This window comes from Pseudodesulfovibrio profundus (genome assembly GCF_900217235.1).
Lineage (GTDB): Bacteria > Desulfobacterota > Desulfovibrionia > Desulfovibrionales > Desulfovibrionaceae > Pseudodesulfovibrio > Pseudodesulfovibrio profundus.
On sequence record NZ_LT907975.1, the window covers coordinates 2,843,741 to 2,869,322 of the forward strand.

General features: G+C 53.0%; 28 protein-coding genes and 1 tRNA gene. 19 read left to right on the top strand and 10 right to left on the bottom strand.

All coding sequences use genetic code 11. The features are described 5' to 3' along the window. Positions 1-26 precede the first annotated feature (26 nt). Entirely contained in the window at positions 27-1,175 is a 1,149-nt protein-coding gene (locus DPRO_RS13430) for an IS4 family transposase (RefSeq protein ID WP_157917345.1), read from the bottom strand. 305 nt (positions 1,176-1,480) lie between these two features. Here DPRO_RS13430 and DPRO_RS13435 point away from each other — a divergent pair, with 305 nt between their 5' ends. From DPRO_RS13435 to DPRO_RS20515, 3 genes are read left to right on the top strand one after another with little or no spacing between them, the layout of a single operon-like run. Next, positions 1,481-1,861 (top strand): response regulator transcription factor, encoded by a 381-nt coding sequence (locus DPRO_RS13435; RefSeq protein WP_097012516.1) that lies wholly within the window; start codon positions 1,481-1,483, stop codon positions 1,859-1,861. 17 nt (positions 1,862-1,878) lie between these two features. Continuing rightward, positions 1,879-2,949, top strand: coding sequence for a GAF domain-containing protein (locus tag DPRO_RS20510; RefSeq protein WP_232005586.1), 1,071 nt, complete (start codon positions 1,879-1,881; stop codon positions 2,947-2,949). Further along, positions 2,946-3,626 (top strand): HD-GYP domain-containing protein, encoded by a 681-nt coding sequence (locus DPRO_RS20515; RefSeq protein ID WP_232005587.1) that lies wholly within the window; start codon positions 2,946-2,948, stop codon positions 3,624-3,626. Before DPRO_RS20510 ends, DPRO_RS20515 begins: the two co-directional genes overlap by 4 nt. A gap of 10 nt (positions 3,627-3,636) precedes the next feature. Here the strand turns inward: DPRO_RS20515 and DPRO_RS13445 are convergent, their stop codons facing one another. The 5 genes from DPRO_RS13445 to DPRO_RS13465 all read right to left on the bottom strand — a co-directional run bounded on the left by DPRO_RS13445 (position 3,637) and on the right by DPRO_RS13465 (position 9,501). After that, a complete protein-coding gene (locus tag DPRO_RS13445) occupies positions 3,637-5,226 on the bottom strand; it encodes a DUF885 family protein (RefSeq protein ID WP_097012517.1) in 1,590 nt (529 codons plus the stop codon). Positions 5,227-5,232: 6 nt separating this feature from the next. Next, positions 5,233-6,195, bottom strand: coding sequence for a chemotaxis protein CheV (locus DPRO_RS13450; protein ID WP_097012518.1), 963 nt, complete (start codon positions 6,193-6,195; stop codon positions 5,233-5,235). A 123-nt stretch (positions 6,196-6,318) separates the two neighbouring features. After that, complete coding sequence (locus DPRO_RS13455) at positions 6,319-7,665, bottom strand: sigma-54-dependent transcriptional regulator (protein WP_097012519.1); 1,347 nt, start codon at positions 7,663-7,665, stop codon at positions 6,319-6,321. Beyond that, positions 7,665-9,086, bottom strand: a complete 1,422-nt coding sequence (locus DPRO_RS13460; RefSeq protein WP_097012520.1) for a HAMP domain-containing sensor histidine kinase — start codon at positions 9,084-9,086, stop codon at positions 7,665-7,667. Before DPRO_RS13460 ends, DPRO_RS13455 begins: the two co-directional genes overlap by 1 nt. Positions 9,087-9,228: 142 nt before the next feature. Further along, positions 9,229-9,501, bottom strand: a complete 273-nt coding sequence (locus DPRO_RS13465) for an acylphosphatase (protein WP_097012521.1) — start codon at positions 9,499-9,501, stop codon at positions 9,229-9,231. Between the two features lie 333 nt (positions 9,502-9,834). Between DPRO_RS13465 and DPRO_RS13470 the strand changes: the two genes are divergently transcribed. Beyond that, positions 9,835-10,428, top strand: a complete 594-nt coding sequence (locus DPRO_RS13470) for a hypothetical protein (RefSeq protein WP_097012522.1) — start codon at positions 9,835-9,837, stop codon at positions 10,426-10,428. A gap of 140 nt (positions 10,429-10,568) precedes the next feature. Then, positions 10,569-10,772, top strand: a complete 204-nt coding sequence (locus DPRO_RS13475; RefSeq protein ID WP_097012523.1) for a hypothetical protein — start codon at positions 10,569-10,571, stop codon at positions 10,770-10,772. Positions 10,773-10,875: 103 nt separating this feature from the next. On the opposite strand, the gene DPRO_RS13480 is transcribed toward DPRO_RS13475, so the two are convergent. Next, positions 10,876-11,379: a hypothetical protein gene (locus DPRO_RS13480; protein WP_097012524.1), complete on the bottom strand. Its 504-nt coding sequence runs from the start codon at positions 11,377-11,379 to the stop codon at positions 10,876-10,878. A 431-nt stretch (positions 11,380-11,810) separates the two neighbouring features. Here DPRO_RS13480 and DPRO_RS13485 point away from each other — a divergent pair, with 431 nt between their 5' ends. From DPRO_RS13485 to DPRO_RS13515, 7 genes are all read left to right on the top strand, one after another. Beyond that, positions 11,811-12,122, top strand: coding sequence for an FmdB family zinc ribbon protein (locus DPRO_RS13485; protein WP_097012525.1), 312 nt, complete (start codon positions 11,811-11,813; stop codon positions 12,120-12,122). A gap of 82 nt (positions 12,123-12,204) precedes the next feature. Beyond that, positions 12,205-13,500, top strand: a complete 1,296-nt coding sequence (gene purB / locus DPRO_RS13490; protein ID WP_097012526.1) for an adenylosuccinate lyase — start codon at positions 12,205-12,207, stop codon at positions 13,498-13,500. A gap of 5 nt (positions 13,501-13,505) precedes the next feature. Next, positions 13,506-14,066 (top strand): orotate phosphoribosyltransferase, encoded by a 561-nt coding sequence (pyrE, locus tag DPRO_RS13495; RefSeq protein ID WP_097012527.1) that lies wholly within the window; start codon positions 13,506-13,508, stop codon positions 14,064-14,066. A 53-nt stretch (positions 14,067-14,119) separates the two neighbouring features. Continuing rightward, complete coding sequence (locus tag DPRO_RS13500) at positions 14,120-15,379, top strand: L,D-transpeptidase family protein (protein ID WP_097012528.1); 1,260 nt, start codon at positions 14,120-14,122, stop codon at positions 15,377-15,379. Then, positions 15,376-16,080 carry a hypothetical protein gene (locus DPRO_RS13505; RefSeq protein ID WP_097012529.1) on the top strand — a complete coding sequence of 235 codons (705 nt, stop codon included), beginning with the start codon at positions 15,376-15,378 and terminating at the stop codon, positions 16,078-16,080. The genes DPRO_RS13500 and DPRO_RS13505 overlap by 4 nt, the downstream gene beginning before the upstream one ends. After that, entirely contained in the window at positions 16,043-17,776 is a 1,734-nt protein-coding gene (locus tag DPRO_RS13510) for a M14/M99 family metallopeptidase (protein ID WP_232005588.1), read from the top strand. The genes DPRO_RS13505 and DPRO_RS13510 overlap by 38 nt, the downstream gene beginning before the upstream one ends. 49 nt (positions 17,777-17,825) lie before the next feature. Then, positions 17,826-18,023, top strand: coding sequence for a YgaP family membrane protein (locus tag DPRO_RS13515; RefSeq protein WP_097012531.1), 198 nt, complete (start codon positions 17,826-17,828; stop codon positions 18,021-18,023). A gap of 26 nt (positions 18,024-18,049) precedes the next feature. On the opposite strand, the gene DPRO_RS20080 is transcribed toward DPRO_RS13515, so the two are convergent. The 3 genes from DPRO_RS20080 to DPRO_RS13525 all read right to left on the bottom strand — a co-directional run bounded on the left by DPRO_RS20080 (position 18,050) and on the right by DPRO_RS13525 (position 19,069). Then, on the bottom strand, positions 18,050-18,229 hold the full coding sequence (locus tag DPRO_RS20080) for a hypothetical protein (RefSeq protein ID WP_157917484.1): 180 nt from the start codon (positions 18,227-18,229) through the stop codon (positions 18,050-18,052). Positions 18,230-18,509: 280 nt separating this feature from the next. Then, a tRNA-Arg gene (locus DPRO_RS13520) sits at positions 18,510-18,586 on the bottom strand. Between the two features lie 60 nt (positions 18,587-18,646). Next, complete coding sequence (locus DPRO_RS13525; protein WP_232005589.1) at positions 18,647-19,069, bottom strand: pyridoxamine 5'-phosphate oxidase family protein; 423 nt, start codon at positions 19,067-19,069, stop codon at positions 18,647-18,649. Positions 19,070-19,130: 61 nt separating this feature from the next. On the opposite strand from DPRO_RS13525, the gene DPRO_RS13530 reads away from it, so the two are divergent. The 7 genes from DPRO_RS13530 (at position 19,131) to DPRO_RS13560 (ending at position 25,299) form a co-directional block, all read left to right on the top strand. Beyond that, on the top strand, positions 19,131-19,814 hold the full coding sequence (locus DPRO_RS13530; protein ID WP_097012532.1) for a phosphoadenosine phosphosulfate reductase family protein: 684 nt from the start codon (positions 19,131-19,133) through the stop codon (positions 19,812-19,814). A 338-nt stretch (positions 19,815-20,152) separates the two neighbouring features. Continuing rightward, complete coding sequence (locus tag DPRO_RS13535) at positions 20,153-22,054, top strand: NADH-quinone oxidoreductase subunit 5 family protein (RefSeq protein ID WP_097012533.1); 1,902 nt, start codon at positions 20,153-20,155, stop codon at positions 22,052-22,054. Next, positions 22,054-22,902, top strand: coding sequence for a respiratory chain complex I subunit 1 family protein (locus DPRO_RS13540; protein WP_097012534.1), 849 nt, complete (start codon positions 22,054-22,056; stop codon positions 22,900-22,902). Before DPRO_RS13535 ends, DPRO_RS13540 begins: the two co-directional genes overlap by 1 nt. Positions 22,903-22,905: 3 nt before the next feature. Beyond that, positions 22,906-23,349, top strand: a complete 444-nt coding sequence (locus DPRO_RS13545) for an NADH-quinone oxidoreductase subunit B family protein (RefSeq protein WP_097012535.1) — start codon at positions 22,906-22,908, stop codon at positions 23,347-23,349. A 21-nt stretch (positions 23,350-23,370) separates the two neighbouring features. Then, complete coding sequence (locus DPRO_RS13550) at positions 23,371-23,739, top strand: NADH-quinone oxidoreductase subunit C (protein WP_097012536.1); 369 nt, start codon at positions 23,371-23,373, stop codon at positions 23,737-23,739. A gap of 9 nt (positions 23,740-23,748) precedes the next feature. Beyond that, complete coding sequence (locus tag DPRO_RS13555) at positions 23,749-24,828, top strand: hydrogenase large subunit (protein WP_097012537.1); 1,080 nt, start codon at positions 23,749-23,751, stop codon at positions 24,826-24,828. A 12-nt stretch (positions 24,829-24,840) separates the two neighbouring features. Continuing rightward, positions 24,841-25,299, top strand: coding sequence for a 4Fe-4S binding protein (locus DPRO_RS13560; RefSeq protein ID WP_097012538.1), 459 nt, complete (start codon positions 24,841-24,843; stop codon positions 25,297-25,299). The last annotated feature ends 283 nt before the right edge of the window (positions 25,300-25,582 follow it).

Here is a 25,582-nt window from a genome sequence, read left to right on the forward strand (position 1 = left end):
AATGAAAATACGTCAGTGTTGTCCGGTTAAGCGACATAGCTCAGTAGCCTGTAATCGTTGTTGATGTTGTCATGGAAGGCGTCGGGTGGTTTGAAGATGTCCTCCATTTCTCGCCGATCGAAGAGGTTGACCTGGAGCAACTGGAACATCTCCTGGAGGCTGAAGGCAACGCTGGACTTGAACTTAAGCCAAGCCAGCATGAGATAGGCGATCATGGCCACGTAGATCTGGCTTAGAACGGCGTTCTCCGAGGTGCCGACAAAGGATTTGAGGCGAAGATTTTGCTTGATGAGCCGGAAGAATGTCTCGATCTGCCAGCGTTCCTTGTAGATGTCGGCGATGGTCTTGGCCGAGAGGTTTAAGTGATTGGTCAGGAATTCGTAGAACTTGCCGGTTTCTGGATCCCTGTAGCCAACCCGCCGAAGGTGCAGTTCCTTGTCTTGGCTGAAGACGACAATCACATGGTCGGAAGTGACGCCAGTGCTTTTCCGAACCGGGTTTCTTTTGAGAACTTTGTACACGGCGTTGGTCTTGAGCCTGGTGACGAAGAACAGCCCCGAGGCGCTGAGGGTCCGAAACCAGGAATAGTTGATGTATGCTTTGTCGAAGACGGCGATGGACCCCTTGGGGAGCCTGAGCATCTTGACCATCTTGGAGTCATGAAGTCGGGCATTGGTGACACGGACAAAGGCAGGCAGGTATCCGTCGTGATCGAGGACTGTATGGATTTTGAGGCCACCCCTTTTAGCCCGATAGGATGCCCATGGAAAGGCGGACAGGCAGAGCTTGATGACCGAGGAATCGAAGCTGTAGAGTTTGGCTTTGAAGCGGAACTTATGCCCAGGAGCCACGGACGAGCAACGCTGGTAGAGCTTGCCGAAAATCGCCTGAAAGAACTCCGCTGGCCGCTTGGAGTTGGCATCGGCAAAGGTCGAGCGTGCCACGCTGCGCAGCCCCAGATGATACATTTGCCTGATGTTGGCACCCAGGCTGCGGATGCCGTCACGCATGCTTTGGCGACCTGCAAGGTGGATGAAGAGCAGGCATGCGAACTGGTTCCACCGGGAAAAACTCCGGAACGCCCTGCCGGTACTGTACTTTTTGGCCAGGGCTTCGAATTCAGTCCGAGGGATCAGGGATAGCACTTGATGAAAGATTGTGTTAGCATGAGCCATGTCCGAAATCTCCTTTTTGTGCAGTGAGTTAGACATCCTCTGCATATCACAAAAAGAGGAGAATTCGGACATTTTTCTTTTTGAAGGGCTGTCAAACATGTCCATCAAATAACCTTCGCCTAGGAAGTGAATGCTCATGCCGAAATCCTGGGATACCAACGGTTCTTAACCGGACAGCAATGAAAATACGTATAATCGGGTTGTCGCGAAAGCGCAGATGGCCTATGGTTACTTGAAGCGATCGTTTTGATCGTCAGTCAGGGGTCAGTAACTATTGTGTTTTTGGTTTGTTGAAGGATACAGCGATGCCCAAGAAAATCCTCATAGTCGATGATGAAGTTCATATCAAAATGTTGCTTGAGCAGACGCTCGAAGAGCTGGAAGACGAATATGATGTGGAACTCTTCACGGCCTCAGATGGTGAGGAAGGGCTTGAATTCATTAGAAGTGAGCGGCCGGACCTGGTTTTTCTCGACATCATGATGCCCAAAATGAATGGGTATGAGGTGTGTCGGGAAGTAATGGATGATCCTGAATTCAATGAGATTAAGATCATCCTGCTGACCGCCAAGGGACAGGAAGTCGATCGCAAGCAGGGGCTGGAACCTGGCGCCAAAATGTACATGACCAAACCGTTTGACCCTGATGAGATTCTTAAGGTCTCCAAAGATTTGCTTGAGCTGTAATTCATTTTTTTTCTTTCATGACGCCGTTTAAGAGATTCATTCGTCCTGGAGTGCTCAGGAATATCCTGCGCAAAGCCTATGACCTCACTGGTGGGCAATGTGCTTACGCCATTGAGTTTGAGGGCGAAGTGCTGCTGCACTCTGGCGAAGAAAACGGTGGTAGCTTTATCGCTGATTCAACCAATTGTATTAGCAAAGCACTCAATTTCAATGACATTCATTCAGGGCAGTTGCGCATGTACATGCCTGAAGATTGTTCTGACGACTTGCGCGAACACTATGTGCGAGCTTTTGAGTTTGCTGCTTTTTCCATTCAGGAACTTATCGACATGGAGCGTGCCAGGCGGTGTATAGCCGATGAAGCGCTGGCCAAATACAGGGAACTGGCTGTCTTCCATCGTTCGGTTCCTTCCATCAATACATCGTTGCGTCTGCGCGATGTTGTGGGGGCGCTCATCAATGAGTGTCGTCGAGAAAATTACCCCGGCGAGTTGGGAATGGTTTTCCTTTCCGAGCCGGGGACAAACCACTTCAGACTGGCGGTCCAGTTCGGGTTCCATTTTGGGAGCAATCCCCAAGCCATGGTCGAGAGTCGGCTCTTTCTTGATGTCGTCAAAGACGGGCATGGCGAAATAATCAATGACCTGAGCAAGGACAGTCGCTGGGGCAATCAGATTCCCGGCATCGGTTCCATGGCCATTATCCCCATTGTTTCCCCCAATCGGGTGGAAGGGATGCTTGTGCTGGGGTCCGAAAACAAGGGCCTTTTTGAAGCGGCTCACCGCAAGAGTCTGAGCACGTTGGCTTCCGTGGCCGGTATTTCCGTTTCCAACGCGTTCAATTTCGAAGGCATCCAGACTCTGATGAATGCGATTCTTCAGGCTCTGGCAGAGGCCATCGATTCCAGGGATCCATACACCGCAGGTCACTCCGAGCGGGTTGCTCATCTTGCCGTGGCCTTTGCGTACATGCTGGGTGAGTCTCCTGCATTCCCGAATCTGCGGTTAACGACCTTGACCTTCGTGAGTTGTATTATTCAGGCATTCTGCACGACGTCGGCAAGATCGGCATCAAGGAAGACGTGTTGACCAAGAAAACACGACTTCCCAAGCGTCGCCTGGACGTACTGCGTGCGCGTTTTCAATTGCACGCCCAGGTAATGGATTTTGATTGGCATGATGCCTATGAAACCATACAAGCTGTCAATTCGAGCATGACTCCTTCAACTGAAGAGTTGGAAAAAGTAAAAAAGATCAGCCAGATTCGCTGGCAGCTCGGTGATGACAGACCGCCCCTTCTCTATGATGACGAGTTGGAGGCGCTGATGCTCGAATATGGTAATCTGACATCTGAAGAACGGGATGAGATTGAACGTCACCCCGCAGAGAGCGAGCGGATTCTCCAGCACATTCCACTTCAGGAAGGATACGACAATCTACTGACGATCATTCGTCAGCATCACGAACGGATGGACGGTTCCGGGTACCCGGATGGTCTGCTGGGCACCGAGCTTTTGCTGCAAAGCCGATTGATGGCTATTGTGGATATCTACGACGCCATCACGCAGGAGCGGCATTACAAACCGGCACGAACCCGAAGTGAGGCATTGAAAATCCTTTCAAAGGAGCGGGATCGCGGTAAATTGGACAGCGATCTGGTCGACTTCTTCCTGACCAATGTCGACACCATTGAAATGCTCTCGGAACGGGTCAGGTCCACTCGTGTCACCCATCTCTCGGAAATCGGCAATCTCTCAACTCTCTAGCAAAATCTCGCTAGGTCTGTTCTCGAATAATCTCGCCCAGGTGGGTAAAGGAAATCTGTCCGTGGGACAGGATGGTGTTGCAGAACTGCGGCAGCATCTGCTTGGACATGCGACGCAGGGACCGGATTTCATGCAGGCCGAGTACCGGCATGACGCGGTTGCCCGGTTCCAGTCGAATGCTGCGGACGCGAGCCAGGCTCTCCTCTTTGGAGCATCCTGAATCCATCAATATGTTCAGGCATTTGTCCTGATCAAGATTGCCCACGGCAAGTCCGGCATCGATCATTGCCAGCGCAGCTCGAATACGGCCGCGTTGGTGAAGTACCAGCCGATCCAGCGGCTTCTCCAGGTAGCCCAGTTCTTCGAGCATGTCTTCGGCAAAGGATGACCATCCTTCCATGAACAGGGGATTGGTGATCTGTGCCAGTGGAGAATTCTTGATACCACGGCGTTGGGTATCGAGCAGGTGTCGGCCGGGATAGGACTGGCGAGCAGCCATAAACAGGTATTCGCGTCGAATGCGACCAAGGCGAGTTGGGTCGTCCCGGAAGCCTCGTCCGGAGAAGAGTTGCGGACTCACGAAACAGTGAGAGGGAATGTCGCTTTGAAGGGCCGGATCGTAATGGATCGGGCGTAAGGTAGCCGCAAGGTACTGCGGCAGTTGGGCGATACGTAACGAACTGTCTTCAAGGATGGGAGCCAGCGGGCTTTCAAAAATGAAATTGCGCAGACGGTGCACCTCTCGAACAATACAGTCGATGGCGTCTTCACCTTCTCGGGCAGGCCCGGCATATCCTTCCAGCGCGGTAGCCCATGGAGTGCCTATCTCGGATTCGAGAAAACGGATGGACTCCACTCTGCGCTCATATTCAGCCTCGGCAATGGTGAAAATCTCATCCGGCGTTTTCTGCGTCCCCAGTACGGAGCGCAGCATGACCTCAAAAGCCGGTCCTTCCCGTTCCGGAATTTCATTGCACATGGACAGCAGACGATCATAATCCCGGAGAGCAATGGAACAGGCTGCAATATACCGTGGCGCCTTGCCAGCCTTACCCAAATCGCTTTCGTTCAATGCGGAAACATATCGGGCGCAATCCCTGATCATTGTCTGGGCACGGCCGCGAGCAGTGGGCGTAACCGCTTCGATATTGTTTTCGGCTTCCGCCAAAAGGGCAGGAATTGCCTTGAGCCGTTTCAGGAATCGTTTTTCTCGCACCCGGTCACTTTTGGCAGGCATGTTCATGGCCTGATCAAGACCGGTAAAGGCGATGCGTAAATAGAAGTCTGGCGAAGTTTCCCAGGTACGGATGATCTCCAGCTCGGCAATGGCGGCTGATGCGCACATGGCAAGGGCATGGGCGGTGGCCCTGTTGGCTACGGCACCGCCTTTGATCTCCATGGTCTCGAAATCACTGCGAAACTTTTTGAGTTTGACGAGATGCTTGGCAATGGCCTTGGCATTGACTTCATCGTATCTGTCCAGCCAGTTGGCGGCGTCTGCCACAGGCGGCATCAGGGGGAACGCCCCTGACGAACACATTACTGGATAATATTTGCCGATATAGGCGAAAAATCTGTCAGCGGTTTCGAATTTGAACATGCGTTTTTAGGCACCAGAACCCGTGGGGTGCTGAATGAGTTTGTACACTTTGCTCACCAGTTCATTGAGTTCCGCTTTGGAAACCTGATCGTCGGCGCCTACGGCAATACCCTTGTGATGGAGTGTTTCAGTGATGATTGAGGAACAGAGGACAATTGGAACACCGTGGAAAAAGGGGTCCTCCTTGATCTGGCGGGTCAGGGTGTGACCGTCCATGATCGGCATTTCAATGTCGGAGACAACGACATCCACGTAGTCCTGTATGGGAAGATCCGCTTCCAGAGCCTGCTTCTTACAGCGGTTGAGATAGTGCAACGCCAACTCGCCGTTTTCAACTGAGTGAACATGTATCCCGGCCTTTTGGAGAATGGAGACAATCATCTTGCGGGCCATGGTGGAGTCATCCGCAACCAGAGCCTTGATGCGACGTTGCTCTATTTCCTGCTTCACGCTTTCAGCCGGTTCCTCAATCGGTGCCTGATCGGGATTGAGGGCTGCGGTGATCTTTTCCATATCCAGAATGAAAATGATTCTGTTGGATATCTTGACCACGCCGGTGATGGAATTGACTGTCAGGGAGGAAACATACCCAGTGGGCGCTTCCACTTCTTTCCAGTTGATGCGATGGATTCGGGTGACGCCAGACACGAGAAATGCGGTTTTCGTCCGGTTGAATTCCGTGACGATGATTTTGGGCGCCTCTTTCTCGACCCGCTTTTTGTTGAGCCATCCGGCCAGATCGATCAGGGGGATGATTTCGTCGCGCAGATTGAAGGCACCAAGGACTGCCGGATGCGAAACCTCAGGCATGTCAGTGAGTTCTGGCATCTGCAGGATTTCAAGGACTTTGGCGACATTGATGCCGTAAAACCCTCGATACGTATCCTTTCCCCGGTCTTCGTCCAAGTAGAATTCGACGATTTCCAGTTCATTGGTTCCGGATTCGAGTAGAATATTGGTTTCGGGCATGAAAGATGTCTCCGGTTCTGGTCTTTAAATAAAGCGGCAGGTCTGAAACATAGCATATATACCAAGCTCTTCACTACTTGCAAGCCCGGTTGTGCCGCTTTCTCGATACTCCCGTTATAATCGTTACCCGTTCAGGTCATATTTTTTGATTTTGTAGTGAATGGCGCGTCGGCTGATTCCCAGAATGTCGGCCGCTTCCTTCTTGACGCCGCCGGTTTTCTCAAGGGCGCGTCGTATGGTTTCGCGTTCATTGTCTTCCAGCGATAGCGAGTTGCCCGTTGCTGCTGGTGAATCCATCGGAACAGGGTCGATTTGCAGATCGTCCGCAGTGATGGTTCCATCAGCACAAAAGACCAGAGCACCTTGCAATGTGTGCTTGAGTTCCCGAATATTGCCGGGCCACTGGTGGTGGAGGAGCTTATCCATGGCTCCCTCCGTGATAGTGGCATTGTTTACCCCCTGTTCCTTGCCGAGTGTTGCAACGAAGCGCGTTGCCAGTTCCGGCAGGTCCTCCATGCGTTCCCGCAATGGCGGTATGGTAAGGGCCACGACCTTCAGCCGATAGTACAGGTCTTCGCGAAATTCTCCCTGCGCCACCTTCTCGACAAGATTGGCGTTGGTGGCGGCTACCACGCGACATTGCACCTGCCGTTCACGAGTCTCGCCGACCCGACGGATGGTGCCTTCCTGCAGAAAGCGAAGCAGGCGCGTCTGCATCTCGGGGGATATGTTGCCTATCTCATCCAGAAACAACGTTCCGCTATCTGCCGCTTCAATGAGGCCGGTCTTGTCTTTGACTGCATGGGTAAACGCCCCTTTGGCGTGTCCGAATAACTCGCTCTCAAGGAGAGTGGGCTGGGTTGAGCCGCAATCCACAACCACAAAAGGACCAGCCGCAAGGGGACTGTTGTCGTGTAGATATTTCGCAGCCAGCTCCTTGCCGGTGCCAGATTCGCCAAGCAGCAGAACGGAAACCGTTGCCTTGGATACACGCTCAAGCAGTTCCATGAAGCGCGCCATGGCCGGAGCTTTGCCGCCCCAAATGCCTTTGGGGGAAGCGGGCTGTTTGGCGACCGGTTCTGGTTCCGGCTTGGCTTCCTGTTCCATGATGGCCCGAATGCGTCGCACCAGTTCCTTACCCTCAAAGGGTTTAGTTAGGTAATCGGCGGCACCGGACTGGATGGAATCCACCGCATCTGGGATGGTCCCATGGGCTGTCAGCATGATGATCGGAATATGCGGCCAGTTGTTCAGCACTTCATTGAGCAGGCCGTATCCGCCCATGCCGGGCATTTTGACGTCCGACACAATACAGTCGACAGAGTGGTCGGCCAGTATTTCAAGGGCTGTTTCTGCGCTGTCGGCCAGAAGCGGATTGAGGCCGGATGCCAGAAGTCGGGCCTCGATAACCTGGAGTATGTTGTCATCGTCATCAACGACGAGAACCGTTGGAATATGCTTTGTGCTCATCAGATATCCTTGTTGTCCAATGGGAGAGTGAAGCGAAAGGTTGCCCCTTGCTGCGGGCGGCTCTCGATGTGGATTGTACCGCCGTGGGCATCGATTATCCGTTTGACGATGGAAAGCCCAAGCCCTGCGCCGTCAATGCTTTCACGCACCTCCGGTGTTCGATAATACTTGCGAAAAATACGGACCTGTTCCTCTTCGGGGATTCCGGGCCCCTGATCCGTGACATGAAAGACCGCCTTGTCGTCCGCTTGTTCAACCTTGATGGTTACAATGCTTGTTTCCGGTGAAAACTTGATGGCATTGCCCAGAAGATTGAGCAGCACCTGCTGGATATGGGCCGGATCGCATCGACAGACAATACCGGGGTCGAGGAGCGACTCCACGGAAATATTCTTGGCTTGGGCCGCGGGCAGTATTCGTTCCACCGCCGTGGAAACCAGTTCGGCGCTATCAATGCTCTTCAATTGCAACTGGAGGGATTCGGCCTCCATGCGCGATACGGTCATCAACCGCTCCAGCAGTTCGGATAGGCGTATGGCTTCCTGGGCCGCAATATCGAGAAATTGTCGTTGTTTAGGCGTGACTTCACCGAATGTACCTTCAGCGATAAGGTCAACGGATTCGCGCATGGATGTAAGGGGAGTGCGGATCTCGTGGCTCAACATGGCAATGAAGTCCGCACGCATGGCCTCTTCATGCCGCAGTCGTTCGGCCATGGCGTTGAAAGCCTCGGCCAGCTCTCCCAGTTCATCATGGGACAGAACCCTGACGTCACGAGGAGCAGAGCCGGTTCCGAGTTGACGGATGCCGCGTCGAATCTCCCGCAGGGAACGGGTGAGCGTATATGCCAGTATCAATCCGCCACCGATGCTGAGGGCAAGACAGATGATGAGACTGTACATGCCGATGGTGGCGGCCCGTTCTCCGGCTTCCCGCATTTTTGTCAGGCTCAGTTCCATGTCCGCCTGATTGTCCAATAAGGATTGCTCCAGAATATCTGTCCAGTCCAGAACCGTTGCGTTGGGGGCAAAAGTGTCGCCGCCCTCATCGGAGGGGGTCAGGGTGATGGTGAATTCCTGGCGCAGGTCCTGCCATTCTTCAGCGTATCCGGGATGCTTTTCAAGTGTCTGGTCCAGCAGTTCGCCAAAGCGGTTCAAATCCTGGACGATGAAATCGACCACCCTGTCGGTGCCGAGCAATCGGTATCGACGAATGTTTTCCTGTACACTGTCCAGGCGCTCAAGCATTCGCTGGATGGCGCTGTCGAGGTCGTGATTCACTGCCACGATGCGATTGGCAAGCTCGGCATCACTGCGAACCTGATTGAACAAGTATGCGGCGATGCTGAAAAAAACCACAACCAGCGAGCACGACCAGATGGTCAGTTTGGTGGCGATGGAAATGTTCTTTAGGTGTGGCATAGGCGGATAGTAGCCGGAGTAGGGCCTCCGGGTAAAGTCGAAGCAAAAAAGACCGCCGGATTCGGGGGAGTTATCCGATTCCGGCGGCCATGTGGCTCACGCGCAAAAGCGCATTCGGCTGTGCTGTTTTGTCAACGAACCGTTATCCGCGAACGGAAAACTGGTCGTGAACCTTGTCATATTCAATGGCATTACAAGTGATGTTTTCCAGATCGACAACCGGGCTTTCGTCCTTGAGGCGTTCACGGAAAGCGGCATAGGCTTCTGCAGTACCCTGAAGAAGGACTTCCGCCTTTCTGTCGGCGATATTCCGAACCCAGCCAGTCAGGCCGAGCTGTTGCGCAGTGGACTGTGCCCAGGATTGGAAATTTCCACCGGTAACCTTTCCTTCAATGATGCAGGTGTAGCTCTTCATTACGCGCCTCCGTATGGATTGAGAATTTGTTTCATGCTGAATATATAAGAAATATTTCCTGTTATGGGAAGGGGGAAGGTGAAAAAAGTATGGAAATCGTTTCAGGAACAGTTGCCGAGGGCTTCTTTCAAGAGATTGAAAAAGCTGAATTGTGATGGTCGAATGGTGCGATTGTCCATATACGACGCTTGCTTTGATATGAACGATTACCGCGTTTGTCGGGTTTGATGCGTTTGTCAAGAATAGTGGTTTTGAGGTTGAATTTATCACGCCGTCAATGTATGTTCCTTTCCTGCTCTGAACGCTTCAAACCCTTGAAGCAAAGGTTTTCCCATGGACAAATTTAGGAACATTTCGACACTCATCGTTACTATCGCTTTTTACGTGGCTGTATCCATTACTCCTGCCTGGGCTTCGCTGCCCTATTACAATGAGGAGCTGGGGTATATCATATGGCTTCCCAAGGAATGGCATGAAGCATCGGACGACATGTTGTCCGACTTCAGAGAGTTTGATGATGGACTCGCTGCACATATGGTCGGATGGGAAGCCGGGTATGTCTTGAACGGCAATAGCACCGTTCGCCTGTTGGTTTCCGAATTGTCGGGCAAAGCCAGTTCCGATGCTTTTATCAGCAATTTCAACCGGCACGTGATTCGTCAGGTCAAGAAAGCGGGCGAACAGCATGTGACGAATAGCGGTGAACCTGTTGTCCGTCTGCGGGAAGCCAGCTACAATGGAAGCAAGAAAATGCTTCGGTTGGAGATGGACCGTCGGGATTCCACCGGCTCCGAAATGGTTTCCGTGGTTTACATCGTCTATGCGCGGGAAGGCATGCTCAAGTTCGTGGGCCTTGTCGAGCCCGGAGACAAAGACGGTGTCGTCGCCATCGACAAGGTGGTCTCAACGCTCTATCTGGAGCGCTAGTCCCGGCTGGTTTGGTGCGCAAGGATTGTTTCATCCAGCGCAGTTTTCGATGGGGATATTTGCCGCAAGTATTTTCTTGCTTGGAATGTATGCGGTTTTTTGCAGGAACGAACGTTGCAACTTACCATGTGGAGGATCTGATGCGTATCGTACTGATGATTGTTGCACTCATGATGCTGACAATACCTGCCACTTCGCAGGCGCAAATCTCGCATGTGCCGGATGCATACGTTCTTGCTGCCAATAAGGATGACCGTGATAAGCCTGGAAAGGTGATCATTACCGGAAAGGGCGGCAAGGTGAAGGACGTTCGCAAGTCCTCCGGCAAGGATAAGAAAAAGTAGTCGATGGCGAGCCTGTTTCGCAAGAGGCCGGCGAAGTCTGTTCATTCCGAAGATAGAAAAAAAGCCCCGACTCATTGGAGTCGGGGCTTTTCTATTGGTCAATCTACTGTTTGGTGCTGCACGTGGGCATTCCGGGATCAGTGCCGGAGTCCTGCAGCTTGGTGCGGTATTCCTGAACTTCGTCAAGGGAATTCCAGCCCTCGTACATGTCCAGCCACTCGGTGAAGGTCATGGGCTCTTCGTCAAGGTGCGATTCGTGCATCTTGAGCCAGACATTGAAAATGTACATTTCCACTTTGAATGTGGAGCTGTCGAAAACCTGGGGCAGAACGGTTTGTTCGTACTTCTGACCATCAAGTCGGGAGGCGATGAAGGAACAGACATTTTCCTGACTGCGCTGATAGTCAGTAACGAGTTCGTTCACCATATCAGCATAGGGGTGCAGGTGAGGGTAATCTTTCTTCAGTCCTTCCAGCACGGCTTCGGGAATTTCGATCCAAAGCTCTTTCTCTTTTTCGACGACGTAATAGAACCGAATCCATTGGTCGAATTGAAAGACTTCCAGGGCATCCTTGATGGCGCTTTTTACGCTGACACTTCTGATCATTATATCATCCTTATCATGGGGGTTGTCGCTGGAAAGGGACTATGGTCATCCATTCGGTATGAGTCAAGGGGAAAATCGTGGGCCTCGGGACTGGACAAACGCTTGACGATTGTTATATGAAGTGCGGCTCGCAAGAAAGAAAAGCCCAAACCGGGCTGAAATATTAAGGAGACCAACATGGCACGTCACAAGAAGCATGAGCGCAAAAAAGAATTGGATCGTAAACGTCAGCGTCGTAAAAAGGCTATCAAGGCCCGCATCAAGGAAGCCAAGGCTGCAAAGGCCTAGCGAAAAGCTTTCCCGATAACCGTCCTGTTGCATGGCGAAATCCGGAAAATTGCGCAAGTCGCAATTGATTGGGATCGGTGTGTGCAAGGACGTTTATCTCGTTGATTGATTCATAACTGTAAACAATACTGAAGAGTTACGTTATGCCTATTTATGAGTATCAGTGTCAGGAATGCCATTGCGTTTTCGAGGAATGGCAGACCGGATTTGAGGATCGTGAATTGGAGTGTCCCGATTGCAGTGGACAGTCCAAGCGTCTGATTTCTCACTCGTCCTTTCATTTAAAAGGAAGTGGCTGGTATGCAGACGGGTATGGTGGAACCAAGTCCGGCTCAACGCCAGGCAAAGCGGCTGAACCAGCCGGTTCCGGCAACGGAGATTCCGCCGGAACCGATACGGCGCCAGCAAAGAAAAGCGAGTCCTCGGATAGTTCGTCCGCAGGCTCCGCATCCTGATAGACGAGGAAAAAGGCAGCCATGGCTGCCTTTTTTTTGGTTCTTGTGGCTCACATCACTTTTTTTACGGAGATAAGAGAGCATGTTAGAGAGATATTCCCGCCCGGAAATGAGAAATTTGTGGACCCTGGAGAATAAATTCCGGGTATGGCTTGAAGTGGAACTGGCCGTGACCCGGGCCTGGGCGGATATGGGGGAAGTCCCCATGGAGGCCTACGAAGATATCGCCGCAAAGGCGGACTTCGAGCTGGATCGTATCCTCGAAATCGAGGAAACCACCAAACATGACGTTATCGCCTTTCTTACCGCTGTAGAGGAAAAGGTCGGCGCCAACTCCCGGTACATCCATCTTGGCTGCACCTCTTCGGATATCGTCGATACCGCCAATGGCGTGCTGCTGACCCGTTCCGCCGACATCCTGGCTACAGGCATTGAGCGTATCCTCGCCGTGCTCAAGGAAAAAGCCCACGCCCACAAAGGCTTGATCTGCATGGGACGCACCCATGGCATCCATGCCGAGCCGACCACATACGGCCTCAAATTTGCCGGTTTCTACGCCGAGTTCAAGCGCCATCAGGAGCGCTTCGAGGCGGCTCGCGAGAATATCCGTGTCGGTAAACTCTCCGGTGCGGTCGGAACGTTCGCACACCTCAGCCCCGAGCTTGAGGAACGCACCTGTGCCATTCTCGGCCTGAATCCCGATCCGCATTCCACGCAGATCGTGCAGCGCGATCGCTATGCCCAGTTCTTTACCTCCCTCGCCATGCTGGCCGGTGGTATCGAGCGCCTCGGGCTGGAGTTGCGCCACCTGCAGCGGACAGAAGTTCTCGAAGTCGAAGAAGGATTTTCCAAGGGGCAAAAAGGCTCTTCCGCCATGCCGCACAAGAAAAACCCGATCTCCGCTGAAAATCTGTGCGGTCTGGCCCGTGTCATCCGGTCCAACTCCGTGGCCGCCATGGAAAACCAGGCCCTGTGGCACGAACGTGATATCTCCCACTCTTCAGTTGAACGTGTTATAATGCCTGACACCACCGCTCTGATGGATTACATGTTGCATCGCATGTCCGGTGTTCTGGAGCGTCTGGTGGTCAAGGAAGACAACATCGAGCGTAACCTGCTTGGGTCGTTCGGTCTGTTCTACTCCCAGCGTGTGCTGAATAAACTCATCGCTACCGGCCTGAAGCGTCAGGAAGCGTACGAGATGGTCCAGAAAGTGGCCATGCGATGCTGGGAAGGCAAAGTGCAGTTCGAGGATGAAATCCGTAAGGATGCGGAAGTAAACAAGCATCTTGCGGCTAACGAACTTGACGAAGCGTTCGACCCCTCGTATTACAAACGCTATGAGGATGTGGTCTTTACCCGCGTCTTCGAGGATTAATATCTATGAAAGAAATGAAAACAAAGCTCGCCAAACTGTTGCTTGAACTCTCTTACCGTGAAGGCGATTTCACGCTGACATCCGGCAAGAAAAGTGATTACTACTTCGACTGCAAGCAGACGGCTTTGCATGCTGAAGGCAGCTATCTTATCGGGCGGCTTTTCGTTGAAATGCTCAAGGATTTCGATTGTAAAGGTGTTGGTGGCATGACTCTGGGGGCTGATCCCCTGGTGTCGAGCGTGACCGTGGTATCCCACCTGGAAGGACTCCCGATGCCGGGATTCATCATTCGCAAGAAATCCAAGGGACACGGCACCAATCAATATCTTGAAGGTTTGGCCAATTTCGAAGAAGGTGATCGGGTCGTCTTGCTGGAGGACGTTTGTACCACTGGCGGCACACTGATCACCGCAGCCGAATGCGTGCGGGACGCAGGGCTGGAAATTGCCGGAGTTCTGGCTGTATTGGATCGAGAGGAAGGCGGACGGGAAAAGCTTGCGGAAGCAGGATTGGAGCTTCACTCCATCTTCACCCGCGCCGAGCTGTTGGCCGCCGGAAGAGGGTAGCTCGGGGTTCCGGGCGAGGGGAAACCGACCGCAAGGAGCTGGTTGATCGAACCATGCGATTAGTTACTGCCATACTATCAATACTAGTGTTTGCCGTCCCGGCCTTGGCCGAAGGATGGGCGACGAAGCTCTCCTCGCACAACTATGGGCCGGAACGGCTTATTGCTGTGGAGAAGCAGTCCCAGACGTTCATGATGTTTGAACGTAAATCGCCCCTGCGTGAGGTTCGACGTTTCCCGTGCACCACGGGACAGTTGACTGGTGACAAACTGGTCGAAGGCGACATGCGCACTCCCGAGGGAGTGTATTTTGTTGGCCCCAAGATCAATCGCACGCTCAATTGGGATTTGTACGGGAACCTGGCGTACTCTCTCAACTACCCGAATCCGATAGATAAAATTAAAGGAAAGACCGGAAGCGGCATCTGGATCCATGGCCGTGGCAAGGAATTCCTGCCCCGCGACACTCTTGGATGTGTGGCGCTCAAGGTGCCGGACATGCTCGATGTGTCCAAGGAGTTTGAATTCGGCACACCGGTTGTCATTGCCCGTGATGTTGAGTGGACACCCGAGCCGGGCGAAGCCGACAAGGTTGCCAAGCAGTTGGCAGCGCGGCTGCAGGCCTGGGCGCAGGATTGGGAAGGGCAGAATGATGCCTTTTTCCAGCATTATGATTCGGCGCTGATGTCCGTTTCCGAAGGCAGTTCCTTCAACAGTTTTGTTTCGCACAAAAAGAATGTCTTTGCCGCCAAACCGTGGATTCACGTCATGGTCGATAACATTCGTGCCATTCCCGGGCCTGATTACTGGGTCACGTGGTTTGATCAGTATTACCGTACCTCCGGCATGGTTTCCATGACCGGCAAGCGGTTTTACTGGATGCGCGATGCGGAAGGCGAGTGGCGTATCGTCGGTCGTGAATACGTTCCGGCCGGGGAAGACCTGAAAGACAAATATCTTGCCGTCAAATCCGAAGAAGTCCGTGAAGTCATTGATGCGTGGCGCGATGCATGGCTGAGCATGAATGCGGACGCTTACGGTGAACTGTACAGCCGCGATGCAGTACAGGGAAATCGGAGAGGCGCAAGTCGCATTATTGATTATAAAAAGGCGTTGTGGGCCAAGACTCCACCTGTTACTGTGCACGTTGATGACCTGAAGATTTCCACACACCCCAAAGGGCTTCAGGTAGCCTTTGTGCAACGTTTCGAGGATGCGGGCGGTTATTCCGATATCGGTCGTAAGACCATGGTGATGGTCCCGGACGGGGCTACATGGAAAATCGGTAGCGAACATTGGAGACGGGGTCGATGAGCAATTCCAAATACAGCGTTTTATTCATGCGGGATGACCGGGATGTCACTCGCTATCGCATAAGTCCATTCTGGTTGAAGATATTCGTCTTCTCCCAGGTGTTCCTCTTATTGTGTGCCGCTGGTGGAATTTACATGGGCGTTCGCGGTTTCAAGCTGAACAACAGGCTTCAGGTTGAAAACAAGGGTCTGGAACAGCGACTCGTGGATGCGGAAGTCCGGCTTGAACGACTGGGCAACATGGAGAAGATTCTTCAATCCTACGATCCGGCCGAACTCCAATCGCTCCTTTCCGCAGCAACAAGTGACGTTGAGCAGGCTCCCGAGCCGGTGGAAATCGACCTGAACAAAGTTTTCACCCGTGTGGATACGCAGCAGGTTGGCGTGGAAAATCTCCAGGCCAAGATTTCCGGGCGCAAAGTCAGTATCAGTTTTGAATTGAATAATCTGCAGGCTTCAAAGGCCGTTACCGGGACAATTGATGTCAAGGTCGTCAAGAAGGACGGCTCCACAAGCGTGCCGGAGGTCAAGAAAAGCGATTTGAGCTTCCAGATTCAGCGTTTCAAACGAATCAAAACCACGTTCCTTCTGCCTGAAGGTGTAGAACAGAAGGATTTGTTCGGACTGCGACTCGAAATCAAGAGCAAGGGCGGGGAAATCTTTTTTGCGGAAACCTATCCTATCTATCATATCCGTTCTTAGTCTGATCCTGCTCGCAGCCACGACAGCGCTTGCCGGTTCCTGGGAACACTCCTTTTTCGGAGGTACACAGTACCCGTTACGGGTCGTGTATCTGGAAGGCAGTGAGCCGGGGCCGACGGTCATGGTACAAGGCGGCATCCAGGGTGACGAAACCGCTGGCTTTGTCACGGCACAGTTACTGACGCAGGCCAAAGTCACCAAAGGCAATGTCATCATCCTGCCTCGGGCCAATGTGCCTTCCATCAACCTGCGCAAGCGGCAGGTGAACGTGGATATGAACCGGCGGTTCGACCAGAACTACAACCGGTTTTATGAAGATCGTGTCGCCCGGGTCATCCGATTCCTGTTGGCACAGTCGGACGCCTTCATCCATCTGCATGAGGGAAGCGGTTTCTATCATCCCACTTATGTGGACAATCTTCGCAATCCCAATCGATACGGACAGTCCATCATCATTGATACGCTCCATTACGGTGGTATCGATCTCGAAGCCACGGCCAACTCCGTCCTCGATGAACTGAATCGCGGGATTCTCTCTTCCGACTATCATTTCAGACTGTTCAATACCAAGACCTTTGATACGGGTACCAGTTACCCCGAGATGCGTAAGTCGCTGACTTGCTATGCGCTTTCCGAGCACGGTATCCCGGCCATGGCTGTGGAGGTCAGTAAGGATATCATCCAGCTGGACTGGAAGGTGCGACAGCAACTCCACGCTACCATCATGCTGCTGGACCGCCTGGGCGTTACGGTCACTGCGCCCGATTTCAGCGACAGCGATGTACGTGCTTATTCGCGGACTAACGTACAGGTACAGGTGAACGGCCGCATCATGCAGGGCGATGCCTCGCTGGTTCTCGCTCCCGGGACCACTCTCGCTGTGGAGTCACTGGCTTCCGGACCAAGTGAATTTGCTCCTGAGTTGGCGCTGTTTGCCTCTGATCGTCCTGGCGTAAATCTGCTGAATGCCCATCGTATGGCCCTTGAGCCGTTTTCCGAGTTGGAGTTGCGCAGCGACGGCAAGCGTGTTGCCAGGGCTCGTGTCAAATGGACGGGCAAGATGCCCAATTCACCCGGGAACGACAAGACGGTCTTTGTCTGCTGGCTCAATGGGAATCCGACCTTTGTCCGTGAGGGCGAAGTGCTGAATACTGTGTTCGGGGATCAACTGATCCTTGAAGGCATATGGGGCAGCGACAAACAGGAAGTGGTCAACCTCAAAGGGTTTGTCGCCATTCCCTGGGCCAATAATGGTCAGGATATGGGCTGGGAGATCATTCTCGACCCAGAAACGTTTCTGAGCAAGTACAGCCTTGAATCCAGCCGTCCCGGCGTGACACGATACCGTGTTGTACGTGAAACGCCCGGTACACGGCCTGCGACTTTCTATATCGACATCGAGCCGCGTCGAATCCATGCATTGCGTTTGGCGGACAAGCAGGGGCGCTCCCTGTTCATTCCATGGAATCCCGGCGGCAGCTATTCTCTTCCTGAGGGGGAGTATGTTCTTGAGGACGCATGGAGTAACGGTCCAGGTGACAAGCTGGTCGCTACCACAGGAGAAGTGCCCGTATCAACCGGTCATGGCTTCAAGGTGGATTATGCGAACCCGTTGCAGCTTACCGTGCGTCAGGCAACCACGTTTGCCGGAATCGGGACGATGACGTTTACGGCTTCTGGTTTGGCAGAACGATAGTCGTAGCGCCTGTCATGGTTCGGCAGACGAAGACCTTGCGAGGTGTTCGATGACTGTTGAGCGAATTGTGCGTGGAATGGCAGGTTTTTTCATTCTGGTCAGCTTGTTGCTGGCCCACTTCCACTCCCCTTACTGGCTTTGGTTCACCGCATTTGTCGGAATGAACCTGTTCCAGTCTTCATTGACCAACTGGTGTCCGGCCATGACTATTCTCAAGCGTATAGGGTTCAAGTATTCCTGTCCCTAATACTCGTTTAGAGGCCCTGTATGGGGTTAGTCGATGGCTTTGCCTATGAAGAGCAGTGTAGAGCCTGCAATCAGCGTTGTGGCGGCAAAGAGGTACGCTTCGTAAAAGCCCAGAGGCACGGACAAGAATATGAGCAGACCACCGCTTGCCTGAGCGATGCGGGAGTTGATCATCATCTTGCGGGCCATCTTTTCGCTTCTGCGCACAATATGTACGCCGCAAAATTTGCACAGAGATGAGCGCGAATGGATATTTTTTCCACAACTAGGACATTGCATGGCGATTCATTAACAAAGAAACACCAGATAGTATAGTCTCTTATCTATATTTTTTTTCCAGGTATAATGATCTGTAGGTCCAATGCAGGTTTAGTCGCGGAAGGTGGAGGTTCGCCTTTCAGGCACGGTGGTGGACAAGACGATCAACTGGCTGTCGATGGACATGAAAAAAGCCCTCAATCTGATGATTGAGGGCTTTTTGCTTTTGTGGCGCGCCCGGCACGATTCGAACGTGCGACCTTTCGGTTCGTAGCCGAATGCTCTATCCAGCTGAGCCACGGGCGCGCGGTGGAAGGACTGTTTATGTCGAAGGCCTTCATACGTCAAGCACTTTTTAAGAAAAAATTAAAATTTTGTTTCAAAAATATCATCTATACCGGTCAGAAGTTTGCCTCGTTTGCCCACAATACGTATGAGTTCTGTGGAGTCTTGGTCGACAAAGTCTTTTAATTCCGGGTGCTTGTGAAGGAAGAGCTTCATGATCGCCTTGGTGGTTTGCTGGGTTTTGATAGGGGAGTAGACCCCTTGGACGGTCAATGCGATATTTTCTTCTCTTCTATCAATAAGAATAGAAGCATGAGGATGTTGTTTGATATTTTTGCTTTTTTGAGAGTCCTTGTTTGTCAGAAAATAAAATTTCATGGATGCGTGATCGGCAAACAAGGTCATAAGCGAACAAAGAGGTTCAATGCCATTGGTCGTCGCAAGGACGCAAAAATCTGCATTGGAAACCAGATCGTCAATGAGTTGCATTTTGTTTTTGCTCATGGGACAGCCTACCTCAACAATGCGCTTCGCGCTATTATTTTGAATACAGGATGGTGAATGCATGTCTGTGCAATCGTTGGATGATAAAATACGGTATACTGAATCGTGTCTGCAACAGGTTTTTGAACAGGCAGGGCCGGATAGGGCCGCAGTAGCTTGGACCGGCGGCAAGGATTCGACCGTAGTTCTTTATATATGGCTGATGCTTTTGCAGCATCACCGAGCTACACCCATTAGAGCTATTAATATAGATACGGGATGTAAATTCCCCGAAGTTATGTCGTTCAGAGATACAATGGCCACCGAGTGGGGCCTTGATCTGCATGTGGCCCAGCCAACCCTTTCCCTCGATTCGTACCCGCTTGCAGAGGATGCAGTGACATGTTGCCATGATCTCAAGGTTTCTCCTTTGAAAAAGGCGATTCGGGAGACCGGCATCACACATCTTATTTCAGGCATCCGACGCGATGAACATCCCGACAGGGCTAATCGAACTACGGTAGAGCACCGTGATGACCCCTCCCATACACTGATCAATCCTGTTCTTGAATGGACGGAAATGGATATATGGGCATTTCATTCCCGGTTCGAGCTTCCATATTGTATATTATATGATGAAGGATACCGCTCCCTGGGGTGTCGCCCATGCACGGTTCGCCCGGGAAAAGGGGAGGGGGAACGCGGTGGTCGGCAACAGGGAAAAGAGACAGTAATGGGTACGCTGACCAAGTTGGGATATTTCTGATCCAAATTATCACGTTTTTCTATTGGACCGACCCGGGAGAATCTCCCGAGTCGGTTATTTTCACTTTTATTCACAAATTTCCCTACTTTTTTATGCTGTTTTTTTTAAGTAAAATATAAAAAAACGATCATATTTACTTATAAAACAGCAGTTTAACCAACCTAGTTGATTGATCAAACAAATTTTGAACCCCCCTTGACCTAAGCCGCCACTTCACCTATTGACCCATGTTTAATAGGCTATGGGTAAGGTGCATTCGCATCCGTTTTTCGGTTGGAGGTGATCCGAAATTCGGGTGTCCGTTGTACTCGTATTCAATGTTATGAGACGAGGTCTTCATGTCGAATCTGCTTCTACTTCTCATTCTCCTGCCTGCCGCAGCTGCTTTGGTCTGCTATCTGGTTCGGTCCAGTGCCGTTCGTAAGCTGACTGTTGTAGCCACCGGTGCGATCTTGACGCTCGCATCGCTGGGTCTGTTGGCGCAGGGAACATTTGAACCGATTATGGTCGGTTCATTTCTTGGCATCAGCAGCGATTTCCTGATCACGGTCCTGGATTTCGCACTGTTGGGTGTCATCTTTTATTATGGTCTCAAACACCGGAGTCTCCTGATTCAGGGTTTCACCCTGGCACAGGCTGCTCTGCTCGTTTGGTTTGAGTTCGTTATGATCGATCATGTGGCGGTTCCCGCCCTGGTCGGCGACCAGCTTTCCCTGATCATGGTTCTGGTGATTTCCGTCATCGGTTCCCTGATCTGTATCTTTGCCATTCCTTATATGAAGGAACATGAAGATCATCTGCATTTGAAGACGTCCCGCCAGCCGCGGTTCTTCCTCTTCCTGCTTCTCTTCCTGGGCGCCATGAATGGTCTGGTCCTTTCCAACAACATTCTGTGGCTCTACTTCTTCTTTGAAGTCACGACGCTGTGTTCCTTCATGCTCATCGGGCATGACGGCACCGAAGTTGCCACTCGCAACTCTGTTCGCGCCCTGTGGATGAACTCCTTCGGCGGCGTAGCTTTCGTCATCGGCATGATGCTGGTGTACGCAAAAATCGGCACCCTCGACATCTCTGCCATTCTGGCAGCCGGTCCGCAGGGCGCGATGATGGTTACCGGTATCGGTTTCCTGTGTCTTGCCGGTTTTACCAAAGCCGCTCAGGTTCCTTTCCAGTCCTGGCTGCTCGGTGCCATGGTTGCCCCGACTCCGGTCTCCGCGTTGCTGCACTCCTCGACCATGGTCAAGGCCGGTGTCTACGTGGTTCTGCGCTTTGCTCCCGCCTACATGGGGACATTGCTCTCCGATGGCGTGGCTATCTGTGGCGCGTTTACCTTCGTTGCCTGTGCCGCCCTGTGTATCGGCCAGTCCAATGGTAAGAAAATCCTGGCGTACTCAACGGTTTCCAACCTGGGCCTGATCATCTGCTGTGCGGGTATCAACACTCCGCTGGCCACCACCGCTGCGGTGATGCTGATCATCTTCCACGCCATTTCCAAGTCCTTGCTCTTCCTGTGCGTTGGCACCATTGAGCAGGCTATCGGTTCTCGCGATATCGAGGACATGCGCGGTCTGTTCACCAAGCATCCCCGCACTGCCCTGATCACGATCATCGGCATCCTGACCATGCTGCTGCCCCCGTTCGGTGTGCTCATGGCCAAGTGGATGGCTATCGAAGCTGCTTCCGCCAACATCTACGTCATCATCATGCTGGCCATGGGCTCTGCCCTGACCGTCGTGTACTGGGCCCGTTGGGCCGGTTCCCTGATGGCAAGCCGCGACGCTGATGCTCCGGCCGAACAGCAGGCTACCCTGATCCGCATTCCGCTGATGGCCCTGTGTGCAGGTGCTGTCGTGTTGTCCATCGCTGCCCCGTGGATTTACAACTCCATGCTGGCACCCATGTTCGATGCGCCTCCCTTCGCACTTCAGTTCGGTTCGCTGACAGCTTCCACCGGCTCCTTCGCCGTTGTCCCGCTGTTCATCGTACTCGGTCTGGGCGTCATTTATGCTGCCAAGGCTGCATCCGGATTCCGCAAGGCCAAGGTCATGCCGCCGTACGTTGGCGGTGCCAACGTGGTTGGTGACAATGACGGTGCATATGTTGGTCCCATGAATGGAACCGTACCGTTCGTCGCTTCCAATATGTACCTGGGCGAGCTGTTCGCCGAAGGCAAGCTTACTCCGGTCTTCAACGCTCTGGCGGTCGCGCTGATCGTCCTCATGCTGGGAGGAGCTCTCTAATGGATACTCTGATACTGATCATCATCGGCATTGTGGTCGGCCCGCTTGTCGGCGGCCTGATCGCCGGTCTCGACCGCCGCGTCACCGCCTGGTTCCAGTCTCGACAGGGACCGCCGGTCATGCAGGCATTCTATGATGTGGCCAAACTCTTCGGTAAGGAGAAAATGGTCGTCAACCAGTGGCAGATCTTCTGTGCGTGGATCTACCTGATCGCAGCCGCCGTTTCGGTTGGTCTGTTCTTCGCTCAGGGCGACCTGCTGCTGATCTTCTTTGTTCAGGCCGTTGGTGCGGTTTTCCTGGTCATGGGTGCCATGGCTGCGAAATCCCCGTACTCCCAGGTCGGCGCCCAGCGCGAGCTGATGCAGATTCTGGCTTACGAGCCGGTTCTGATCCTCGTCTTCGTCGGCTTCTACCTGACCACGGGCAGCTTCTCCATCGAAGCCGTGTGGCAGCTCGAAGAGCCGCTGCTGGCCAAGATGCCGCTGCTGTACCTGGCTCTGGGTTACGCCCTGACCATCAAGCTGCGGAAGTCTCCCTTTGACTTCTCCACTTCTCACCACGGTCACCAGGAACTGGTAAAGGGTGTACTCACCGAGTACTCCGGCCCCTACCTGGCCCTGGTCGAGATCGCTCACTGGTACGAAACCGTATTGGTTCTCGGCCTGTGTGCCCTGTTCTGGAGCACGAACCTGTTCTGGATGGGTGCGCTTCTGCTCGGTACCTATATGCTCGAAATCCTGGTGGACAACACCATGGCCCGTATGACCTGGCGCTGGATGCTGAAGCGTGTCTGGCTGCTCGGCATGGGCATGTCCGTCGTTAACCTCATCTGGCTGTACGCGGGGTAAATCATGTTCGGTTCATTCATAAAGAAATCTCGCGCCAAATCTCCGTGGATCATGCACTTTGACTGCGGTAGCTGCAACGGATGCGATATCGAGGTTCTGGCCTGCCTGACACCGCTCTACGACGTGGAACGGTTCGGCATCATCAACGTTGGTAACCCCAAGCACGCCGATGTGCTGCTGGTCACCGGCACAGTCAACCACCGGAACAAGAAGGTGCTCAAGAACATCTATGATCAGATGCCCGAGCCCAAAGCCGTTATCGCCATTGGCGCTTGCGGTAACACCGGTGGCGTCTTCCGCGATGCATATAACGTTGTCGGTGGTATCGACAAAGTTATCCCCGTGGATGTCTACGTGCCCGGTTGCCCTGCCAAGCCCGAAGCCATCATTGATGGCGTTGTCGCCGGTTTGGCCAAGTTCGCAGAAAAAGTGGAACAGGCCGACTAGGCGTTCCGCAAGAGGTGAAAAATGAAAGGTAAAATCATAGACGTTACCGTCGACAATATTGTCGGCGAAGTCATGAATCTCAAGAATGATGGGCAGCGCCTGGTCACGTTCACAACCTATCAGGAAGATGAGAACAAGATCGGCATTCTGTACCACTTCGATAAGGATCTGGAGACCACCCACCTGCGACTTGTTGCGGATATGGACAAACCCATTCCCAGCATTTCCGGGGTGCTCTTTGCCGCCCTGCTGGTGGAAAACGAAATCCGCGACCAGTGGGATGTCGAATTCGACGGCCTGGTCTTAGACTTCAACCGTTCGCTCTACCTTGACCCCGAGGTCACCCAGGTTCCGCTGGTGTCCAACGTCAAGATCGAACCTAAAAAATAGGGGGCTGAAATGGCTACTACTGTAATTCCCTTCGGCCCGCAGCATCCCGTTCTCCCTGAGCCGGTCCACTTGACCCTCAAGGTCGAGGACGAGATCGTCAAAGAGGCCATCCCGGCGCTTGGATACGTCCACCGCGGCCTGGAAAAACTGGCTGATATCCGTGACTACCATCAGATGATTCAGGTCTGTGAACGTGTCTGCGGCATCTGCTCCATGATCCACGCTGTCTGCTACTCGCAGGCTGTTGAAGAGCTCATGGAAATCGAAGTGCCCAAACGCGCTGAACTGCTCCGCGTCATCTGGTCCGAGCTGCACCGCACACACTCCCACCTGTTGTGGCTGGGTCTGTTTGCCGATGCGTTCGGATTTGAATCCCTGTTCATGCAGTTCTGGAAAATCCGCGAACGCGTGATGGACATCAACGAGGCCACCACCGGTAGCCGCGTTATCGTGTCTGTCAACGTCATCGGCGGCGTCCGTGCTGACCTTTCTCCCGATCAGATTCGCTGGATTCTCAGCGAAATCGACATCGTGGAAAAAGAAGTCCGCCAGCTCCAGGACACCATCATGAACGACTACACCGTCAAGGCCCGTACCTGCGAAGTCGGCGTTCTGACCAAGGATCAGGCTTACGAGCTTGGTGCTGCAGGTCCGACCCTCCGCGGTTCCGGCGTTGCACAGGATATGCGCATGCTGGGCTATGGTGGTTACTCCGAGATCGACTTTGAGCCGATCGTGGAAACCGCCGGTGACTGCTGGGCACGTTCCACGGTTCGTTTCCGTGAGTGCATCCAGTCCATGGATCTGGTTCGTCAGGCCATCTCCAAGCTTCCTGAGGGCGACATCAACGTCAAGGTCAAGGGCAACCCGCCGGAAGGCGAAGCCTACGTCCGCGTTGAGCAGCCCCGCGGCGAATGCATGTACTACATCAAGGGTAACGGCACCAAGCATCTGGATCGTCTTCGCATCCGGACGCCCACCTTTGCCAACATCCCGCCGCTGCTGGCCATGATGCCCAATTGCGAGCTGGCTGATGTGCCGGTTATCGTCCTGTCCATCGACCCGTGCATCAGCTGCACCGAACGCTAAGGAGGATCTGACATGCTGTTTACACCTACAGTCGTCAAGAACCTGCTCAAGAAGCCTGCAACTCGTAACTATCCGTTTGAAGTTCGTGAGCCATTTGCGAACTACCGCGGTGAGTTGATCATTGATGTTGATAAGTGCATCTTCTGCGGCATGTGCGAGCGCAAATGCCCCAGCCAGTGCATCACTGTTGACAAAAAGGCCGGGACCTGGGCCTGCGATCCGCATGCATGCGTGTATTGCGGTGTCTGCCGCGACCATTGTCCCACCAAGTGTCTGGACATGAAAGACGTCCACCGCAAGCCGATGACCGAGCGCATCACTTGGGTGGAACAGGGCACGCCTCCCAAGCCCAAGAAAAAGAAAGCCGCCCCCAAGCAGGAAGCCGCTCCTGAAAAGGAAGCTGCACCTGCCAAGGAAGAAAAGGCGGAGAAAAAGCCTGCTGCAAAGAAGAAAGCTGACTCCAAAAAGTAAGCTTCCAAATAGCAGCAACTCAGATTCGACTGAGAATAGACAAGGCCCGGACAATTTGTCCGGGCCTTTTTAGTGGGGATTACATCTCCTGCAAAAATGGGTTTGTATCTCTGCATCTGAAAGCGCGTGTAAGTAAGAAAAAGGTCGATATTTTGATTCTCACGCAAGGAAACACGTCTATGCGCACACATGCCGATCGAGAGTGTGCAATGCGTTGAGAAGGTGTTAGTGCGCGAAATAGGGTGGTGTGTTGCTGGTATATCCATATCGTATATATGGAAAA

Excerpts from the sequence above, each read along its gene's own strand:
- DPRO_RS13430 (WP_157917345.1), bottom strand. The coding sequence starts at position 1,175 with ATGGCTCATGCTAACACAATCTTTCATCAAGTGCTATCCCTGATCCCT.
- DPRO_RS13435 (WP_097012516.1), top strand. The coding sequence starts at position 1,481 with ATGCCCAAGAAAATCCTCATAGTCGATGATGAAGTTCATATCAAAATG.
- DPRO_RS20510 (WP_232005586.1), top strand. The coding sequence starts at position 1,879 with ATGACGCCGTTTAAGAGATTCATTCGTCCTGGAGTGCTCAGGAATATC.
- DPRO_RS13445 (WP_097012517.1), bottom strand. The coding sequence starts at position 5,226 with ATGTTCAAATTCGAAACCGCTGACAGATTTTTCGCCTATATCGGCAAA.
- DPRO_RS13450 (WP_097012518.1), bottom strand. The coding sequence starts at position 6,195 with ATGCCCGAAACCAATATTCTACTCGAATCCGGAACCAATGAACTGGAA.
- DPRO_RS13455 (WP_097012519.1), bottom strand. The coding sequence starts at position 7,665 with ATGAGCACAAAGCATATTCCAACGGTTCTCGTCGTTGATGACGATGAC.
- DPRO_RS13460 (WP_097012520.1), bottom strand. The coding sequence starts at position 9,086 with ATGCCACACCTAAAGAACATTTCCATCGCCACCAAACTGACCATCTGG.
- DPRO_RS13465 (WP_097012521.1), bottom strand. The coding sequence starts at position 9,501 with ATGAAGAGCTACACCTGCATCATTGAAGGAAAGGTTACCGGTGGAAAT.
- DPRO_RS13470 (WP_097012522.1), top strand. The coding sequence starts at position 9,835 with ATGGACAAATTTAGGAACATTTCGACACTCATCGTTACTATCGCTTTT.
- DPRO_RS13475 (WP_097012523.1), top strand. The coding sequence starts at position 10,569 with ATGCGTATCGTACTGATGATTGTTGCACTCATGATGCTGACAATACCT.
- DPRO_RS13480 (WP_097012524.1), bottom strand. The coding sequence starts at position 11,379 with ATGATCAGAAGTGTCAGCGTAAAAAGCGCCATCAAGGATGCCCTGGAA.
- DPRO_RS13485 (WP_097012525.1), top strand. The coding sequence starts at position 11,811 with ATGCCTATTTATGAGTATCAGTGTCAGGAATGCCATTGCGTTTTCGAG.
- purB (WP_097012526.1), top strand. The coding sequence starts at position 12,205 with ATGTTAGAGAGATATTCCCGCCCGGAAATGAGAAATTTGTGGACCCTG.
- pyrE (WP_097012527.1), top strand. The coding sequence starts at position 13,506 with ATGAAAGAAATGAAAACAAAGCTCGCCAAACTGTTGCTTGAACTCTCT.
- DPRO_RS13500 (WP_097012528.1), top strand. The coding sequence starts at position 14,120 with ATGCGATTAGTTACTGCCATACTATCAATACTAGTGTTTGCCGTCCCG.
- DPRO_RS13505 (WP_097012529.1), top strand. The coding sequence starts at position 15,376 with ATGAGCAATTCCAAATACAGCGTTTTATTCATGCGGGATGACCGGGAT.
- DPRO_RS13515 (WP_097012531.1), top strand. The coding sequence starts at position 17,826 with ATGACTGTTGAGCGAATTGTGCGTGGAATGGCAGGTTTTTTCATTCTG.
- DPRO_RS13525 (WP_232005589.1), bottom strand. The coding sequence starts at position 19,069 with ATGAGCAAAAACAAAATGCAACTCATTGACGATCTGGTTTCCAATGCA.
- DPRO_RS13530 (WP_097012532.1), top strand. The coding sequence starts at position 19,131 with ATGTCTGTGCAATCGTTGGATGATAAAATACGGTATACTGAATCGTGT.
- DPRO_RS13535 (WP_097012533.1), top strand. The coding sequence starts at position 20,153 with ATGTCGAATCTGCTTCTACTTCTCATTCTCCTGCCTGCCGCAGCTGCT.
- DPRO_RS13540 (WP_097012534.1), top strand. The coding sequence starts at position 22,054 with ATGGATACTCTGATACTGATCATCATCGGCATTGTGGTCGGCCCGCTT.
- DPRO_RS13545 (WP_097012535.1), top strand. The coding sequence starts at position 22,906 with ATGTTCGGTTCATTCATAAAGAAATCTCGCGCCAAATCTCCGTGGATC.
- DPRO_RS13550 (WP_097012536.1), top strand. The coding sequence starts at position 23,371 with ATGAAAGGTAAAATCATAGACGTTACCGTCGACAATATTGTCGGCGAA.
- DPRO_RS13555 (WP_097012537.1), top strand. The coding sequence starts at position 23,749 with ATGGCTACTACTGTAATTCCCTTCGGCCCGCAGCATCCCGTTCTCCCT.
- DPRO_RS13560 (WP_097012538.1), top strand. The coding sequence starts at position 24,841 with ATGCTGTTTACACCTACAGTCGTCAAGAACCTGCTCAAGAAGCCTGCA.